The sequence below is a fragment of the Occallatibacter sp. genome (assembly GCF_036502485.1).
Taxonomy (GTDB): Bacteria; Acidobacteriota; Terriglobia; order Terriglobales; family Acidobacteriaceae; genus Telmatobacter.
Genome location: NZ_DASXYM010000012.1, coordinates 39,846 through 57,481 on the forward strand (window position 1 = coordinate 39,846; position 17,636 = coordinate 57,481).

General features: G+C 61.3%; 18 protein-coding genes. 8 read left to right on the plus strand and 10 right to left on the minus strand.

Translation table 11 applies throughout. From position 1 onward, the window contains the following. Positions 1-213 precede the first annotated feature (213 nt). Complete coding sequence (locus VGL22_RS02120) at positions 214-1,743, plus strand: fumarate hydratase (RefSeq protein ID WP_465265222.1); 1,530 nt, start codon at positions 214-216, stop codon at positions 1,741-1,743. Between the two features lie 152 nt (positions 1,744-1,895). Here VGL22_RS02120 and VGL22_RS02125 read toward each other — a convergent pair whose 3' ends face one another. Beyond that, positions 1,896-2,654 carry a hypothetical protein gene (locus tag VGL22_RS02125; RefSeq protein ID WP_465265223.1) on the minus strand — a complete coding sequence of 253 codons (759 nt, stop codon included), beginning with the start codon at positions 2,652-2,654 and terminating at the stop codon, positions 1,896-1,898. A 302-nt stretch (positions 2,655-2,956) separates the two neighbouring features. On the opposite strand from VGL22_RS02125, the gene VGL22_RS02130 reads away from it, so the two are divergent. The 3 genes from VGL22_RS02130 (at position 2,957) to VGL22_RS02140 (ending at position 4,231) form a co-directional block, all read left to right on the plus strand. After that, the gene (locus tag VGL22_RS02130) at positions 2,957-3,556 is read left to right on the plus strand and encodes a c-type cytochrome (protein WP_465265224.1); all 600 of its coding nucleotides are present in this window, start codon (positions 2,957-2,959) and stop codon (positions 3,554-3,556) included. Positions 3,557-3,701: 145 nt separating this feature from the next. Further along, positions 3,702-3,833: a hypothetical protein gene (locus tag VGL22_RS02135; RefSeq protein ID WP_465265225.1), complete on the plus strand. Its 132-nt coding sequence runs from the start codon at positions 3,702-3,704 to the stop codon at positions 3,831-3,833. Between the two features lie 227 nt (positions 3,834-4,060). Further along, positions 4,061-4,231 (plus strand): hypothetical protein, encoded by a 171-nt coding sequence (locus tag VGL22_RS02140; protein WP_465265226.1) that lies wholly within the window; start codon positions 4,061-4,063, stop codon positions 4,229-4,231. 107 nt (positions 4,232-4,338) lie between these two features. Here the strand turns inward: VGL22_RS02140 and VGL22_RS02145 are convergent, their stop codons facing one another. Then, positions 4,339-5,166 (minus strand): transglutaminase-like domain-containing protein, encoded by an 828-nt coding sequence (locus VGL22_RS02145; protein WP_465265227.1) that lies wholly within the window; start codon positions 5,164-5,166, stop codon positions 4,339-4,341. Between the two features lie 133 nt (positions 5,167-5,299). On the opposite strand from VGL22_RS02145, the gene mqnC reads away from it, so the two are divergent. Both mqnC and VGL22_RS02155 read left to right on the plus strand, forming a co-directional pair. After that, positions 5,300-6,346, plus strand: a complete 1,047-nt coding sequence (gene mqnC / locus VGL22_RS02150; protein ID WP_465265228.1) for a cyclic dehypoxanthinyl futalosine synthase — start codon at positions 5,300-5,302, stop codon at positions 6,344-6,346. A 102-nt stretch (positions 6,347-6,448) separates the two neighbouring features. Further along, on the plus strand, positions 6,449-6,541 hold the full coding sequence (locus VGL22_RS02155) for a hypothetical protein (protein WP_465265273.1): 93 nt from the start codon (positions 6,449-6,451) through the stop codon (positions 6,539-6,541). 44 nt (positions 6,542-6,585) lie between these two features. Here the strand turns inward: VGL22_RS02155 and VGL22_RS02160 are convergent, their stop codons facing one another. From VGL22_RS02160 to VGL22_RS02170, 3 genes are all read right to left on the minus strand, one after another. Further along, positions 6,586-7,218 (minus strand): class I SAM-dependent methyltransferase, encoded by a 633-nt coding sequence (locus VGL22_RS02160; protein WP_465265229.1) that lies wholly within the window; start codon positions 7,216-7,218, stop codon positions 6,586-6,588. Further along, positions 7,215-7,715, minus strand: a complete 501-nt coding sequence (locus VGL22_RS02165; RefSeq protein WP_465265230.1) for a MogA/MoaB family molybdenum cofactor biosynthesis protein — start codon at positions 7,713-7,715, stop codon at positions 7,215-7,217. Before VGL22_RS02165 ends, VGL22_RS02160 begins: the two co-directional genes overlap by 4 nt. 67 nt (positions 7,716-7,782) lie before the next feature. Continuing rightward, positions 7,783-8,748 (minus strand): diacylglycerol/lipid kinase family protein, encoded by a 966-nt coding sequence (locus VGL22_RS02170; RefSeq protein ID WP_465265231.1) that lies wholly within the window; start codon positions 8,746-8,748, stop codon positions 7,783-7,785. 162 nt (positions 8,749-8,910) lie between these two features. On the opposite strand from VGL22_RS02170, the gene VGL22_RS02175 reads away from it, so the two are divergent. Together VGL22_RS02175 and VGL22_RS02180 are read left to right on the plus strand one after the other, a co-directional pair. Then, positions 8,911-11,820, plus strand: a complete 2,910-nt coding sequence (locus VGL22_RS02175) for a glycoside hydrolase family 3 N-terminal domain-containing protein (RefSeq protein WP_465265232.1) — start codon at positions 8,911-8,913, stop codon at positions 11,818-11,820. 129 nt (positions 11,821-11,949) lie between these two features. Further along, positions 11,950-12,105 (plus strand): DUF3309 domain-containing protein, encoded by a 156-nt coding sequence (locus VGL22_RS02180; protein ID WP_465265233.1) that lies wholly within the window; start codon positions 11,950-11,952, stop codon positions 12,103-12,105. 81 nt (positions 12,106-12,186) lie between these two features. Here the strand turns inward: VGL22_RS02180 and fahA are convergent, their stop codons facing one another. Genes fahA through hppD form a run of 5 tightly spaced genes read right to left on the minus strand, consistent with a single transcriptional unit; the run spans position 12,187 to position 17,603 of the window. Further along, positions 12,187-13,476, minus strand: coding sequence for a fumarylacetoacetase (fahA, locus tag VGL22_RS02185; protein WP_465265234.1), 1,290 nt, complete (start codon positions 13,474-13,476; stop codon positions 12,187-12,189). Continuing rightward, positions 13,455-14,318, minus strand: a complete 864-nt coding sequence (locus VGL22_RS02190; protein WP_465265235.1) for a hypothetical protein — start codon at positions 14,316-14,318, stop codon at positions 13,455-13,457. The genes fahA and VGL22_RS02190 overlap by 22 nt, the downstream gene beginning before the upstream one ends. Next, complete coding sequence (hmgA, locus tag VGL22_RS02195; RefSeq protein ID WP_465265236.1) at positions 14,315-15,676, minus strand: homogentisate 1,2-dioxygenase; 1,362 nt, start codon at positions 15,674-15,676, stop codon at positions 14,315-14,317. Before hmgA ends, VGL22_RS02190 begins: the two co-directional genes overlap by 4 nt. Further along, complete coding sequence (locus tag VGL22_RS02200; protein ID WP_465265237.1) at positions 15,639-16,391, minus strand: phenylalanine 4-monooxygenase; 753 nt, start codon at positions 16,389-16,391, stop codon at positions 15,639-15,641. The genes hmgA and VGL22_RS02200 overlap by 38 nt, the downstream gene beginning before the upstream one ends. A gap of 60 nt (positions 16,392-16,451) precedes the next feature. Next, positions 16,452-17,603: a 4-hydroxyphenylpyruvate dioxygenase gene (gene hppD, locus VGL22_RS02205; protein ID WP_465265238.1), complete on the minus strand. Its 1,152-nt coding sequence runs from the start codon at positions 17,601-17,603 to the stop codon at positions 16,452-16,454. Positions 17,604-17,636: the final 33 nt, after the last annotated feature.

Consider the following 17,636-nt stretch of genomic DNA (forward strand, 5'->3'; position numbering starts at 1 on the left):
GGAGAAAGGGATAGCGAAGCTTCCTGTTCTCGGATCAGAGATTCGCCATGTTGAGCTGGAAGTCCAATGTCCGTGGTCAGAAATGGCTTTAGAAATGAACTGCGGTGAGTGTACTCTGCCGGACACTCCAAGTGCGGGCCTGTCGCGAGCGCGCATAAGTCGCCACGACGACCGTATGATAAACAGGTTGCCGTTGATTCTGGAGTCTTCAAAATGACCGTCATCCGCCAGCAGGACTTGATCGACAGCGTCGCCGGGGCGCTGCAGTACATCAGCTACTACCATCCCGAGGACTACATCACCAGTCTGGCCAAGGCCTACGAGAGGGAAGAGTCGGCCGCCGCGAAGGACGCCATGGCGCAGATCCTTATCAACAGCCGCATGTGCGCCGAGGGACACAGGCCGATCTGCCAGGACACCGGCGTGGTGAACGTCTTCCTGAAGGTTGGCATGGACGTGCGCTTTGCCGGGCCCAATGGCGGCAGCCCCACCATGAGCCTGCAGGAGATTGTGGACGAGGGCGTACGCAAGGCCTATCTCGACCCCGATAACAAGCTGCGCGCCAGCATGCTGGCCGATCCGGCGGGGGCGCGGAAGAATACCCGCGACAACACCCCCAGCGTGGTGACAGTGGAGCTGGTGCCGGGCGATACGGTGGACATCACCGTGGCGGCCAAGGGCGGCGGATCAGAGGCGAAGTCGAAATTTGCCATGCTGAATCCATCAGACTCCGTTGTTGAGTGGGTACTGAAGACGGTGCCCACCATGGGGGCCGGTTGGTGCCCGCCGGGAATGCTGGGCATCGGCATTGGCGGTACTGCGGAGAAGGCCATGCTGCTTGCCAAGCAGTCGCTGATGGACCCCATCGACATACAGGACCTGGCCGCGCGAGGTCCGCAAACCACGGCCGAGAAGCTGCGCCTGGAGATCTATGACAAGGTGAACAAGCTCGGCATCGGCGCACAGGGGTTGGGCGGGCTGACCACCGTTTTGGACGTGAAGGTGCTGGATGCGCCCTGCCACGCGGCCAACCTGCCCATTGCGATGATTCCCAACTGCGCGGCGACGCGCCATGCACACCTGGAGCTGCATGGATCGGGACCGGTGTATCTCGATCCGCCCAGCCTCGAAAAGTGGCCGAAGCTCAGCTATAACCCGGTGAACGCGCGGCGCGTGAACCTTGACACTGCGACCCGCGAAGAAGCGGCCGCCTGGAAGCCCGGCGAAGTCCTTCTGCTCAACGGCAAGCTGCTCACCGGCCGCGATGCCGCCCACAAGCGCATGACCGATATGCTGAGCCGCGGCGAGAAGCTGCCGGTGGATTTTCGCAACCGGTTCATCTACTACGTGGGCCCGGTCGATCCGGTGCGCGAAGAGGTAATCGGGCCGGCGGGTCCGACGACCGCCACGCGCATGGACAAGTTCACCCGCCAGATGCTGTCCGAGACTGGCCTGCTGGGCATGGTGGGCAAAGCCGAGCGCGGTCCGTCAGCCATCGAGGCGATCAGGGAGTTTGGCGCCGTGTACCTCATGGCAGTGGGGGGCGCGGCCTACCTGGTCTCAAAGGCAATCAAAGGCGCGCGGCGGCTGGCCTTTGACGATCTCGGGATGGAAGGGATTTACGAGTTCGATGTGGTCGACATGCCGGTGACGGTGGCTGTCGACTCCAAGGGCACGAGCGTCCATCTGACCGGGCCGGCGGAATGGCAGCAAAGGATTGCGGGAGTGCCGATACTGCAGTGAAGCAGGAAATAAGGAAGCAGGGAGTAGAAGACCAGAGTCGGTGTGCGTCTCCGAGCCTGTACAGATTATCCAAGGAGAGAGAAGAGCAACGGCGCAATTCGCATTCGCGCCTTGTTTCTACTCCCCAGTCCCTACTTCCCTGTTCCCTGCCTTTATTGTTTTCCGAAGCGGAACACGAAGCCGGTAGTAAACCCGGCGCTGTACTGCACGGAAGAGCCGAAGCCGCTGAAGTTATATTCGGGGGCAAGGCGCAGAGCCAGCGACGGGCTCACGTTGTACTCGCCCATCACCGCCGCATTGATTCCAAAGGTGTTGCCATCAGGCCACATGCCCAGCGTGGTGCTGCCGAAGCCGTTGGTGTCGCCAGAGAAGTTGCCACGCGCCCAGCCGCCCAGCACCCGTCCGGAAACCGCGTATTTGGGATGAATGTAGAACCGGTACTGCGGTCCGAGCATGACCGAGTACATGCTGATGGAGGGCTTGGTGACGTTATACGGGTTCACTCCGACAAAGGTGGTTCCGTAGTTTCCCCGGCCGTTGAGGTCCACGCCCAGCCGCTCACCGTAAAAGCGGGTGAAGTCTACATTCCACGAATAGAAAGTGGTGCGCTGCAGGTCCTTGCCCGGAGTGAAACGCATATAGCCCATGCCTAATTGCATTTCGTAAAGATGCGAGTACGTGTCGCGAATGGCGGCGGCACGGCGCTGGTCGCGGCGAGCCCTGATGCGTCCCTGCACGTTTACGGCGGGCTGATTGGTGGTCTGCTGCCCCTGGTCCGGCTGAGACTGATCCTGCGACTGGGCGGGCTGCTGCGCGCTGGAACTGCTGCTCGTCGAATCCTGGGAAAGTGCAAAGTGCGCGGCGGGCAGACCCAGCGCGAGCAAAAGGGCAACGCGGCGAAATGAAAACATCGGAATCGGAAGTCCTCCACGGGATTATGGACACAGGGCTCAGGCACATTTCCATTACTCCGCGCCAGGCCGAAACAAGCGATGCGGCCATTCCGGGCGCGAACCTCTACAACTGGCGCTGAGCGGCTATCCCTCTAGGTATTAAATCACCTGACAGGGACGGTTGTGTTGATCCGGCTCCCCTTTGGACGTTGGGAAGGCTGATTCGCTTCCTCCGCCGGCGCGCGCGTGAAGCGCCGTCACGGGAAATTCAGGCAAGCAGCGTGCGTTAGGATGAAAAATGATTCAGGAGGTCTTTTTCGATGGGTCGTTTCCTGATCGGCGTGATCATCGGCATCATTCTGGTTCCGCTGTGCGTGTTTGCCTATTTCAAGTGGGGCAATGTTCCCGTGGCCGTGAACGATCCTCCGTTTCCGCAGGAGCGGCTTGTAACCGCCGCTCCCCTCAATGCCCGCATTGACCGCGAGATGGTGAAGAACCCGCCGATCCAACCCTCGGAGGAGAACTTCGTGGCAGGGGCGCACATCTACGCGGACCAGTGCGCGGTGTGCCACGGACTCCACGGCAAGCCCTCCGTGGTGGGCACGCACGAGTTTCCCACCGCGCCGGGCCTGTGGGAGAAGCATCGGAGCGGAGATGTGGTGGGGGTGAGCGACGACCCGCCGGGTGAGACCTACTGGAAAGTGGCCAATGGCATCCGTTTAACCGGCATGCCGGCGTACAAAGACGTGCTGAACGAGACGCAGATGTGGCAGGTGAGTCTGCTGCTGGCCAACGCCGACAAGCCGCTGCCGCCGTCGGTCGTGTCCATCCTGAACGGCGAATCCACGGTGCAGAGTCCGATGGGCCCGGTACCGGCGCCCACCTCGGAACAGAAAGCCGCTCCGACGCCGCAAAAGTAAGAGGAGAAAACCATGGGACTGGGCGCCACGTTGAGGAAGGTGCTGAAGATCGCGCTGATGAGCCTGGGCGCGTCCAGCCCTCAGAAGAAACCATCTCCACCCGCGCCCGGAACAAAGCCGGGGCCGCCATCGTAAATGGTGTCAGATGGAGCTGATCGAACTCATCGCCGGCTTGATTCTCGAAGTGTTGGGAATCGCCTCGGACTTTCGCGAAGACCTGAAGAATCGCAACAACCGCGGACTGCTGAAACGGGCCTCCAGCAAATACGTGGTTTGATTCGAAACCGGTATGGACGATCTATTCCAGATGTTCGGGGAGTTGCTGGGGGAAGTGGCCTTTGGAGCCGCTGGAGAGATCGCCTCCGGCTGCGCGTACCGACCCGCCACCTGGCTGGCCCCAGGCCCGGAGATCCACTGCGTTGTTCCGCACCCTTTGGCTCACGGCGAACAACTGGACGAATCCCTCCAGGTCCTTGAAGAATCAAAACATCCAGGGCAATGGCCATGACAGACAAAAAAGGCTTCTGGCGCGCATTCCTCGACTGGTTTGTCCTTTTCAGCGGCATCTCCACCGCCTCCAACCTGTCGCGCACCCGCAAAGCCCCTGTCGTCGGCCGTGGCCTGTTCCTCTTCCGCAAGCCCGAAAAACGCCGACCCCCCAACGGGCGCGTCTAGTCGCGTTTTTTGGCCCTAGACGCCGGCCTGCCGTAATCCACGATCCGCGAGCGATCGAAGCCGCGTCCCCTTCTCAATTGCAACCTCTGTGAATCTATTGCGCCTGTTCACGCGATCAGGCGCGCCGGCGCGCTGGTCTCTTCCTCTGTAACCACAAAGAAATGAGTGAGGTTCGCCTGTCCGAACGATGTGCTAAGAGCCACATCCGATGCGTCGCGCCCCACCGCCATCAGGATCCGCCCCAGCCGCGGCTCGTTGTTGCGGGCGTCAAACGTCCACCACGCGCCATCAAGGAAGGCCTCAAACCAGGCACTGAAATCCATAGGCAGCCGTACCGGCACACCGATATCGCCTAGATAGCCAGTGGCGTAGCGCGCCGGGATATTGAGCGCGCGGCAAAAGGTGATGGCAAGGTGCTGAAAGTCGCGGCACACGCCCACCCGCTCCGTGAAGACGTCGAGAGCGGTTTTTGTCGAACGGGCCTGTTTGTAATCGAACGTTATCTTGGCGTTGACCCAGTCGCAGATCGCCTGAACGCGGCTCCATCCCGGCGTCCGGCCGCCAAACAGATCGGCCGCAATGTTGATGAAGCGATCTACCTCGCAGTAGCGGCTGTTCAGCAGGTAGATCAAGGACTCGTCCGGCAGGTCCTCCACCGGCACTTCGCGCGCGGTAAGGTTCACCTCGTCCGGAGTATCGGGGCACTGCACCAGGGTCGAACCACTCAGCCGCAGCAACCCCTGCGGCGCCAGGAAACGCGCGCAGCGATTTCCGAAACCGTCAATATAAGTCGAGACCCGCAGGCGCGGTTCGGTCTGCATCTCATCCGGCTCCAGCAAGTCCCCGGACCGCGAAGGGTGGATATGCAACATTGCCGCCATCGCGACCTGGGCAGGAATTTCGTATCGAATGTCGTAACCCACGCGGATCAGCATGGAGGCAAGCCTTTCGTTTACCTGAATCGTAACCTCCAGTTAGATGCAGAACTGCTCTACCCCGCGTTCCATTGGCCGCCGCAATACCGCACCCTGGCTTTCGCGTTGACTGCCGCCGGGATAAAATCGATGCATGTCGCTGACTCGCCAGCAGGCCCTTGAACATTTCCAATCCCCTGACCTGATTGGGCTGGGCATGGAGGCGGACGCCGTTCGCCGCCGCCTGCACCCCCAGGGCGTGGTCACCTACATCATTGACCGCAACATCAATTACACCAATTTCTGCACCGAATACTGCACCTTCTGCGCCTTTTACCGCCCTCTGAAAGGGCCCAAGGCCAGCGAAGGGTACATTCTCGACTTCGCAAAGATTTACGAGAAGATAGCCGAAACGGTGGAGATGGGCGGCACCGGCGTGCTCATGCAGGGGGGCATCCACCCCGACCTGAAGATCGATTGGTTTGAGAGCCTCTTCACCGGCATCAAGCAGCGTTTCCCGCAGATCTGGCTGCACTGCCTGTCAGCCTCTGAAGTCCTGGCCATCGCCGAATACTCCAATCTCGACCTGCGCACCACCATTGCCCGCCTCCGCGATGCCGGCCTCGATTCCATTCCCGGCGGCGGAGCGGAGATCCTCGACGACGACGTGCGCAAGCGGATCGCGCGACTGAAGTGCCGCACCGAGGACTGGGTCAGCGTGCATCGCACCGCCCACCAGCTTGGCATGCGCACCACCGCCACCATGATGTTCGGCGTCGGCGAGACCTTCGACCAGCGCATCAACCACTTTGAAGTGGTACGCCGGCTGCAGGAAGAAACCGGCGGATTCACGGCGTTCATCCCATGGAGCTTTCAGCCCGGCCACACCGCTCTGGGCGGGCGCGGCTGGGACGAAGCCACCTCTGTCGAGTACCTCAAAGTCCTCGCCATCTCCCGCCTCTATCTCGATAACATCCTCAACGTGCAGGCGAGCTGGGTCACGCAGGGGCTCAAGGTGCTGGAGCTCGGCCTCCACTTCGGCGGCAACGACGTGGGCAGCGTGATGCTCGAAGAGAACGTGGTGAAGGCCGCGGGCACCTCGAACTGCACGACGGAAGAAGAACTGCGGCGGATCATTCGCGATGCCGGCTTCAAACCCGTCCAGCGCGACACCCTTTACCGGACGATGTTCCTGAACTAGCTTCAGTTCGCAGCCCGTCAGACATTCGCCATGCACAATCGCGGTATCCTGGCACGCATTCGATGGATCTTCGGCATTTACTGGGTTCGTGGGCGGCCCTGACTGTATCGGCGTGGCGGCCTCGCTGCCGTGGCGGCACAGGCCGGCATCAGCCGCGAATCTCTCTACCGCGCTCTCTCCCCAAAAGCCGCATGAACATTAGCCGAGGGCTGACGGCTGATAGCTGACAGCCTCGTCACTCAACTCCCCGCACCACGCCGTTTTCTTAGAACCCAAGTGGTCATGCAGCGATAATCCTGCACGATCGTGGTCTTCAGCGGGTCCACCAGCACTGCGTCCATCTCGTCCGTCAGGTCAAGCAGCATTTCCTCATCCACAAGGAACCACTCCGAGCCGTCGCCCACCACGAAGATGCCGTCTCTTACCCTTTCGAAGTCCATACCAATGCGCGATCCCAGGCGGCAGAACAGCATCCCTCCGGGCCGCAGCACGCGCCAGAGTTCGCTCAGCATGGCGCGAAAATGCTCATCATCGCGGGCAAAGTGGAGAACCGCGGAACAGATCACCACATCCGCAAAATCATCCGGGAAGGGCATCTGCTCGATCGTTCCCGCCTGGAAATTTTGCGCCGGCAGCCCTGTGTTGAGCGACGCTGACAGACGTCGAACGTGCTCGATGCCAGCCGGGTCCGCATCGATCGCAAAGACTTCGCAACCCTCGCGCAGCAGATAAACCAAGTTGCGGCCATAGCCACAGCCAGCCTCAAGCACGCGCATCTCAGACGTAATGTTTCCGCGCAGAAGCTGATCGAAAACGTAAATATCGATCTGTCCGAACTGCTCGCGCAGGCTAATCGAGACTGATTCGCTCACGGGTGTCCCTGGCCCCCTGCCGCTACATCAATGCCATGCTTCAGCAACTTGAGGATGGATGCCAGGCTCTCCGTCGCGCCGCGCTTGCTGCCCGGCAGATTCACGATCAGCGTTGACCCCTTCAACCCGCACACGCCGCGCGAAAGCCACGCAAATTGATTCTGCGCGGCTCCCATTGCCCGCATCGCCTCGGCCAGGCCCGGTGCTTCGCGGTCAATGACGCGCCGTGTGGCCTCCGGTGTACGATCACGCGGCCCCAGCCCCGTTCCGCCGACTGTCACCGCCAACGCGGCGCCGTCGCTCGCGAACTGATCCAGCAGCATGGCAATTGCGTCTTCCTCGTCTGGCAGCAGCGCCGTCTCAATCCGTGCCTCTGCCCACTGTCGGCGAAGCAGCTCGGCCACGGCAGGACCGGCGGTGTCGGTCATCTCGCCGCGCGAGCAGCGATCGGAAATCGTGATGACCGCAAAGAACATGAAGCCATTGTAGCCGCGCATCGGCCTCCGCCCTGCGGATTCCGCACCCCGCGTGAGGCTCTGCTGTGGGCCGTGCTTTGCCTGCAGATCAGGGATTTGCATTCGGCGGCATCAGCAGCGTGAGCTTTTCGCCGGTCATCTCCATGCGCACGGGCCCCTGGCCCAGCACTTCCCCGTCGGCTTCCACAAAGATGGGCAGCTTTGCATCAGGGCCTGCGATACACTCGACGGCCCTGCCCGTGATGAGTTCCACGCCGCTGGAGAAGGTGTGGCGGCTAGCCATGACAGCCAGAAGAAACCGAAGATAGCTCCAGCGGCTTCGAGTTTTGAATGCCACCAGCGAGAGGTCGGGGCTGTGCAGAGAAGCCCCGGGCGCCAGGTTCCCCAGCACTCCGCCGAAGGATCGAATACGGACTGCGAGGATTTGCGAGGCGCTCAGGGTCGACCGTCCGCCGTTGCCGTCTTCCAGGCGCACCTCGAACAGCGGAAATGGATGGCTCGCCCAGATGCGAAACGCCTCGATGACATAGAGCACGTAACCCAGGCGTCGCTTCAGGACAGGGTCCATGCGCGCCATCAGCAGTGCATCCGGCCCCACACCCGCGGCCACGGTGAAATAACGGCACTGATGGGAGCCGTCCATGGCGCGATAGTGAATGCGCCCTACGGGCACGTCAACCGCCCGGGCCTGCAACAGTGCGCGAATTGCCTTATCAGGCGAACCTGCAAGCCCGAGGTTCGCGGCCAGGGCATTGGCCGTTCCAAGGGGAAGCACGCCCAACGCTACGCCAGTTCCCACCAGCGGCTGCAAAACCTCGTGCACCGTTCCATCGCCGCCGCAGACGATGACCGTGTCGCAGCCGCGTTCCATCGCGTCGCGAGCAAGGGCCCTGCCGCTACCCGGACCCTTGATGGTGAGATGATCCACCGGAATTCCTGCGCCCTGGAGCGCAGACGCAAGATTACGCACCACCGCGCGACGCCGCCGCGACACCGATCCCGACGCTGGATTTTCAATCAGCGCAACGCGCCGCATGGATTGCTCTGCAGTCATTCTGCCAGATCGTACGGCCAGTCCCACACCCGTTTCCTGCATCCTTCGATGCGTCCTGCCGCAATCGGAGCTGAAATGGCGTGAACTTCACCGACTGTCGCCGCGTAGTTGGACTAAGATGATTCGCTGGAAACCCGGAAAGGAAGTCGGAAGTTCCGAACCATGGCCATGTCTGCTCGTGTGCGTACCCTCTCTCTGCGCCTTTGTCCTGCTCTGCTGCTCATCGTCTTCGCGTCTGTGAATGCCCTTCTCGCCCAGGAGAAGCCAGCAGCCACCCCGCCCTATAAAGATGCCGCTCTTCCCATTTCCGACCGCGTGGCCGACCTGCTCACGCGCATGACCCTCGAGGAAAAAATTGAACAGCTCAACTGGGGCTGGCAGCAGAAGGTGGACGTGGTCGACCCCACGAAAACCTACACGGCTGAAACTGCGCGCCAGGCGCTGGGCGCCGAGTGGGCCGGCGACATCCAACTCACGCCGCGCAAAGCTGCCATCCTGCGCAACGCCGTGCAGCGCTATCAAATCGAGAAGACCCGCCTCGGCATTCCGGTGATGTTTCCCGGCGAAGCGCTTCATGGCTACATGGAATACGGCAGTACCAGCTTTCCGCAGGCGCTGGGGCTGGCCAGCACCTGGGATCCTGCGCTCGTAAAGCGCATCTTCACCGCCATTGGCGAGGAAGCCGGCTCGCGCGGCTCCAGCCAGGTGTTTTCGCCCGTGCTCGACATCGCGCGCGACCCGCGCTGGGGCCGCACTGAAGAGACGCTGGGCGAAGATCCCTACCTCGTCTCGCGCATGGGCGTGGCTGCCATCGAAGGCCTGCAGGGCGACTCGTTCCTCATCGACCGCCATCACGTGCTGGCCACCGCCAAGCATTTCGCGGTGCACGGCATGCCGGAAGGGGGCACCAACACAGCTCCCGGCAACTACTCCGAGCGCGTCATCCGTGAAAACTTTTTTCCGCCTTTTCAAGCAGCCGTACAGGAAGCGCATGTGGGCAGCGTCATGGCCTCGTACAACGAGATTGACGGCGTGCCCTCGCATGCCAATCGCTGGCTCCTCGACAGAGTGCTGCGACAGGAGTGGGGCTTCGACGGATACATCTCGTCCGATGACGATGGCATTCAGATGCTCGTAGCCACGCATCATGTAGCGCGCGACATGAACGATGCCACCCGCCTGGCGCTGGATGCGGGCGTGGATTTTGACGTCTCTGAGGTGCCTGTCTACACCAATCTCGTGCAGCAGGTGAAGGCCGGTGCGGTAGCCATCGCGCAGGTAGATCGTGCCGTGGCGCGGGTTCTTGCCACCAAATTCCTCCTTGGGCTTTTCGATCATCCGTACGTCGATCCTGACTATGCCGAGCGCATCAACAACGGCCCGGAGCATCGCCAACTCGCGCTGGAGGCGGCGCGCAAGTCAATCGTGTTGCTAACGAATAACAAGAATCTGCTGCCGCTCGATCTCGCCAAACTCAAGACCATCGCCGTAATCGGGCCCAACGCCGCAGATCTGCACATCGGCGGTTACAGCCGCGATCCAGGGTTCGGCATCAGCGTGCTCGACGGCATCAAGGCGCGTGTGGGGGATAAGGCGAAACTCCTTTACGAGAAAGGCTGCAAGATCACCACCGCGCCTGAGGGCTATCGCGGCTGGTGGGCCGACAACGTCGAGCTCGTCGACACAAAATCGCAGGTCGATTCCATCAAGGCTGCTGCGGATGCGGCGCGCAAAGCGGATGTAGCCATTGTGGTGGTGGGCGAAAACGAAAGCACCAACCGCGAAGCATGGGCAGAGACACATCGCGGCGATCGCGACTCGCTCGACCTGCTGGGCGCGCAGAACGACCTGGTGAAGGCCGTTATCGACACCGGTAAACCTGTGATCGTGCTGCTGATCAACGGCCGGCCGCTCTCTGTGAATTACATTGCCGAGAATGCCGCGGCAGTTTTCGAAGGCTGGTACATGGGCGAGATGGGCGGGCAGGCATTCGCCGAGGTGCTGTTTGGCGACGCCAATCCCGGTGGCAAGCTGCCCATCACCTTTCCGCACACAGTGGGCGCTCTACCTGATTTCTACAATCACAAGCCGAGCGACCACCGCAGTTACGAGTTCAGCACCCGCAAGCCGCTGTTCGCCTTCGGTTCCGGCCTCAGCTACACCACGTTCAAGTTCGACAACCTCCGCGTGGAGCCGCAGCAGATTCTGCCCGGCGCAACTGCGAAGGTGAGCGTAGAGATCACCAACACAGGATCGCGCGAAGGCGATGAGGTGGCGCAGCTTTACCTTCACCAGCGCGTGGCATCGGTCACGCAACCGGTCATGAAGCTCACAGGGTTCGAGCGTGTAACGCTGAAACCCGGCGAAAAGCGAAACGTGGAATTCGCCGTCACACCGGAGATGCTGAAGATCTGGGACATCAACATGCAGCACGCCATCGAGCCAGGCGTCTTCGAATTCATGGTTGGCCCCAATTCCGATGACACGAAAACCGTCAAGCTCACGGTCGCGGGCCTGAATGGCGATACGGGTAAGCCCGCCGCCACCGCGCCAGTTCCGGCCGGCTCGGAATCAGGCGTGGTGAGCACATTTGATGACGACAAAGTTGCCGCGAACTACGGCATGTGGATCGCCGCCGGCGACAGCATGAGCGGCGGCAAGTCGAAATCGTCGATCGCGATTGTTGAGCCCGGAGCGCAAGGCAGCAAAGGTGCGCTCGCGGTTAGCGGTGAAAACATTGCCGGAGGCCCCTTTGTGTTCGCTGGAGCGCTCTTCTCGCCGGGCCCTGCGCCCATGCAGCCAGTGAACCTCTCCGGGAAAAAGGGAATCAGCTTCTGGGCCAAAGGCGATGGCGCCACTTACACTCTGCTGGTTCTCACTGAAGCGCGCAGCGGCCAGTCCGGTGAGCCGCCAGCCATGACCACCTTCGTCGCGGGCCCTGAATGGAAGCAGTACACGTTCCCCTTTTCGACCTTTGAGACGGACGGCGGCGACCTGAGCGGCATCGGCTTCATCCGCGTTGGCAATCTGGGCAAATTCCAGTTCGCAATCGACCAGGTTGAGATCAAATAACGATAATTGCTCGGTTGCGGCGCGCGAAAAGTGCCCCGCAACCGGCTGGGAACAACTCCGGCAGCCTGCGCCTGCATCTTGTTCTATAGGCGGGGAAGTCAATACCCCGCGGCACAAGCGGAGCGCATAATGGTTGTCCTGTTCTTTATCCCTATCTTGATTCTCGCCATCGTAGCGGTCGTTCCAGCTTGGCCTTATAACCGCAACTGGAGCTACTATCCAAGCGGTGGATTGGGCGCCATCCTTGCCATTACGATCATGCTTCTGTTTCTGAACCGCATATAAACCCCTATAAACGCTAAATTACAGAGTGGTCGTGAGGGCGAAGCGATCGGTGTGCGGCTTCGCCTGAACGAACCTCCTGCATCAACTTCCCGCCACCAGCCCTGAACAGACTCCGAAGCCGATTCTCGGCAGCCCCTCGCACTGAGCAAACGCGCGAAACGTCACCTCATCGCCATCTTCAAGAAACGCGCGCACCTCGCCGGTGGGGAGGCGCAGAGGCTCTCTTCGATGCTTCATCTCCAGCAGGCACCCTTCAGATCCCTCCTCCGGACCTGAGATGGTGCCCGTGGCAAGCAGATCCCCGGCGCGCAGATTGCAGCCGTTGCTGGCATGATGGGTCACCAGTTGCCTTATCGACCAATAGAGATCGCGCAGATTGCCGCCGCTCACGCGCTCTGCCTGCATCTTCTGCTCACGCATCTGCGTCGATTGCAGGTACACCTCCAACGTGAGATCGATGGCATCCCGGTCTGCCGTTGCCGAGGTGAGATACGCAAGCGCCACCGGGTCCCCCTCCTCGCGCGGACTCATGGCAACCCGGTAGGGCGCGAGCGCCTCCATCGATACGATCCACGGAGAAATCGAGGTGGCAAAGTTCTTCGCCAGAAATGGCCCCAGCGGTTGATACTCCCACGACTGTACATCCCGCGCAGACCAGTCGTTCATCAGGCACAGGCCGAAGATGTGCCGCTCCGCCTCGGCGATTGGTATGCTCTCGCCCATTACATTGCCGGGGCCAATGAAGATGCCCGCTTCCAGTTCGTAATCGAACGATTTCGACGGGCCGAAGGTTGGCTCCGTAGCCTGCTGCGGCTTGGTCTGACCGCTCGGCCTGCGGATTTCGGTCCCGCTCACCACAATGGACGACGCGCGACCGTGATAGCCGATGGGCGCGTATTTGTAATTCGGCAACAGCGGATTGTCAGGCCGGAACAGCTTTCCCACCCGCGTGGCGTGATGAATGGATGCGTAGAAATCCGTGTAATCGCCGATGTACGCAGGCAGTCGCATCATTGCGTCTCTCTGCGGCACCAGCATTGCCGCCGCACTGCGCTGTATCTCCGGACCCGCGCTCTCGTGCAGCAACTCCGTGACGCGACCGCGCAGGGCCGACCAGAATTCCGCGCCCAGCGCCATCAATGGATTCAGCGCTGTTGCAGTGCATGCGTCCACCACGGCGGCAGGAAGCGAAGCGAGAAGGCCCTCGCCGGCACACGATTGCAGATCGAGAATCTGATCGCCGATTGCGACGCCGATGCGTGTGGTGTTGGCGTGTGTGAACACCCCATAGGGCAGATTCGCGAGCGGAAAATCGGTGCCGCGATCATTCGCTGACGCGATCCAGCTCTTTAGGTTCGTGCTGGCAGCCATCCGAGTGCCTCCAGGTCTTGAACGGGTTCAGTGAAGGAGCACGATCCCACACTCAGGAAGTATTCTCGCACCCCCCGAATCTGTTCCGTCGTCCACTGCAGTCCGTGGATGCCGATGGCTTGATCGGAGACGCGAAACGCCGCCGGATCCCGCTCTTCGAGAATGCCCTCGGCCTGCTCTGCTGGCGCTCCGAAGCGTATGGCTGCGGCGGCGCACAGCATATTCATAAAGCCGTGCATCATCGCAGTGGGGCTGTCCTCCGCGTACCACAGCTTGTGCTCCGACCGGACTGCATGATGCAGGCCCGCGGTCGCCTTGAAGCTCACGCCGCGATCGTGCAGCAAATGAAGACGCTCGGCGACCTGCCGCGCCGCTGGAAACCCATCAGCCGTCATCCCGCCCGTGCGCAGCTTGGCGCGCATCCCCACCGCGGCAATCGCATCCACCGCGCTGGTACAACCCTGCGTCGGGGGAACCTCAAAGTAGCACTTCACCTTGTCCGGCACGCCCTCGCAGATGCGCGCAATCCTCAGCGGCTCTGCGCACTTGATCTCAAGGGAATCGATGCGAAACCCCTCAGCACGACGCTCCGACACCGCACGCATGTCTGCGTCCGCCAGCGCGATAACGCTCAGCGGAATCTCAGCAAGCGCATCGCCCGCAGCTTCACGCAGGTTGTCCAATTGATTCAGGTCCAGGATGAAGCGCCCTGGCATCCACGCGTGCTGCTGTGCCCGGTACGCAAGAAAATTACGCACCGCGCTCTGCATATCAAGCGCGGCTGGCGGAAAGAGGCCCGCGTAATCGATCAGTCCTGTAAGCGCGGCTTCGATTGCGGTCATTTGCCGTTCGATGCACCACCCGGATTGAAATGCTTTTTCAAGCCCTGCCAGCACTCGAAATACTCATGCTGCAGAATGCGCGTGTTCATCGCAAACTCCGTGGGCCGCACTGCCAGCTGCGTTTCAAACATGAAGGCCAGCGTGTTGCCCAGGTACTGCGGCTTCAGCTCCGCACGGCTCGCGCGCTCAAAAGTCTCCGCATCCGGTCCGTGCCCCGCCATGCAGTTGTGCAGGCTGGCGCCCCCCGGCACAAAGCCCTCCGCCTTGGCGTCGTAAGCGCCAAACACCAGGCCCATGAACTCGTTCATCAGGTTGCGATGGAACCACGGCGGACGAAAGGTATGCTCGGCCACCATCCACCGGGGCGGGAAAATAGCAAAGTCGCAATTCGCCGTGCCGGGAGTGTTCGATGGCGCTGTCAACACCGTATAGATCGACGGATCCGGGTGATCGAACGAGACCGTGTTGATGCAGTTGAACAGCGACAGATCGTACTTGTACGGCGCATAATTCCCGTGCCACGCCACCACGTCGAGCGGCGAATGATCAATGGCTGCCGACCACAACTTGCCCAGGAATTTCGCCGTGATGTGGAACTCGCCATCGCGATCTTCATACCCCGCAACCGGCGCCTTGAAGTCGCGCGGATTCGCAAGTCCATTCGCGCCGATCGGCCCCAGCTCCGGCAGCCGGAACGCCAGCCCGTAGTTCTCGCAGATGTACCCACGCGCCTGCGGTTCCTGCAGCACCACGCGGAACTTCACGCCCCGCGGAATTACGCAGATCTCGCCCGGCGCGACTTCAAGAATCCCCAGCTCCGTGTGGAAGCGGACCGTCCCCATCTGCGGCACAATCAGCAACTCGCCGTCGGCGGTGTAGAAGAACCGGTCTTCCATCGAGCGGTTGCATGCGTAGAGATGAATGGCAAGGCCCACCTGCATGGCAGGATCGCCGTTGCCGCCCAGCGTAACGATGCCGTCAACAAAATCCGTCGGCTCCTCAGGCACCGGCAGCGGATCCCATCGCAACTGATTCGGCGACGTAGGCACTTCCGTGAAAGGGCCGCTGCGCATCCGTTTCGATTCAAGCGGCTCATAGGGCCGGTGCGTCACCGACGGCCGAATGCGATACGTCCACGTGCGACGGTTCAGCGCGCGAGGCGCCGTGAACGGAGTGCCGCTGAACTGCTCGGTGTAAAGGCCCAGCGGGTGCTTCTGCGGCGCGTTCTGCCCTTGCGGCAGCGCTCCCGCCACAGCCTCGGTTGCAAACTCGTTGCCGAATCCCGACTGGTACGCAAAGCCGGCCGCCGCCGGCTCCGCGTCAAAGAGTACCGCGCCCGACTCGCTGCTCTGCTTCATGCATCGCCTCGTAGATCTGATCGAAACTGTTGACTGCGAACAACACCTTCTGCAGTTCGTCCACCTTGACCGGCGTGCGGATGACCTCTTCCAGTGAGAAGTCGTGGATCGCGCAGCCGCCCTTGAACACGTTCTGGCACTCGCCGGCGGAGCTGATCACACCGCTGCCGTACGCCTTGATCTCGCCATCCTGCCGGATAAGCCCGAACTCCACCGTATACCAGAACAGGCGTCCCAGCTTCTCCAGAATTTGCTCGTCGCTCACTCCCGCGCACACCCGGCCGTAGTGTTCCAGAAAGTCACCGAAGACGCGATGCGCGTGCATCGGCACGTGACCGAAGACGTCGTGAAAAATGTCCGGCTCCGGCGTGTACTCAAGCGACTCGCGGCTGCGCAGCCACGTCGTCGTAGGAAACAGCCGGTTCGCCAGCATCTCAAAAAACGCCGGCGCGGGCAAAAATCCGCTGACCGGCGTAGAGCTCCAACCGGTACGCGGCCCCAACCGCTTCGTGATCTCGGCCAGATTCGGCAGCCGGTCAGGCTGGAGTCCAATAATCTCAAACCCTTCCAGGTATTCGCGTGCCGCATGCTTCTGCACGTTGGGCAGAACGCGGCCCACAAGTTCCGCCCACACCGCGTGCTGCTCGTCGGTATACGCCGCGTAGTTCTGTTGAATTAAATAAGGAGCAGCAGCGGTCAGTGTTGCGGTTGCCATTATTTTGTGTCTCCGCTTTTGATCAGGCGGTAAAGCCTCAATTGGCGCTACCGCAGGTGGTTACAAATTGCCGCGCAGTTGCTGTTCGCGCTCAATGGCCTCAAACAGCGCCTTGAAGTTTCCCTTGCCAAAGCTGCGGCTGCCCTTGCGCTGGATAATCTCGTAAAACAGCGTCGGCCGATCCTCCGCCGGCTTGGTGAAGATCTGCAGCATATAACCCTCGTCGTCGCGGTCCACAAGAATGCCAAGGCGCTCGAGCTCGTCAATCGGCTCGTCGATCTTGCCCACGCGGTCCTGCAACTCGGTGTAATACGTATGCGGCACGCGCAGAAATTCAATGCCCTGCTCCGTCAGCTTGGTAACCGTGTGCAAAATGTCGTTGGTGGCCAGCGCGATGTGCTGCACGCCCGGGCCCGGATAGAAATCGAGATACTCTTCCACCTGCGATCTCTTCTTGCCCTCAGCCGGCTCGTTGATAGGAAACTTTACGTATCCGTTCCCGTTGGCCATCACCTTCGACATCAGCGCGGAGTACTCGGTGGAGATGTCCTTGTCGTCAAAATGCTGGTAAAGCGAGAAGCCCATCACGCGCCCGTAGAAGTCCACCCACTTGTCCATTTCGTGCCAGCCCACGTTGCCCACCATGTGATCGATGTGAATCAGCCCCGCGGGCCGCGCCACGTGGTCTTCCGCGATGGACACGAACCCAGGCAGGAAGGGCCCGTTGTAGTTCCCGCGCTCGACGAACGTGTGAATCGTGTCGCCGTAGGTGCGAATGCTGGCGAGCACCACTTCCCCGTTCTCATCCGCCTTCATCTCGGGTTCAGCCACGCTGATGGCGCCGCGGTTGGTCGTCTCGCGCCACGCCTGGCGGGCATCGTCCACCCACAGCGCAACCACTTTCACGCCGTCGCCATGGCGATGAATATGCTCGGCGATGGGATCGCTCCAGCGCAGCGGCGTGGTCAGCACAAACCGCACCTTGCCCTGTTGCACCACGTAGGAAGCTCGATCGCGCTGGCCCGTCTCGGGGCCTGCGTATGCAACCAGCGACATGCCGAACGCGGTGCGGTAAAAGTAAGCCGCCTGACGCGCGTTGCCCACGTAAAACTCCACGTGGTCTGTGCCCTTCAGAGGAAGAAAATCGCGTTGTGAAGAAAGAGACTGGGCGGCGGAATGCGATGCAATCGGAGCCGATGCAGTTGTACTCATGGTTGACCTCGCACCGGCATGCGGAGAAGAGGG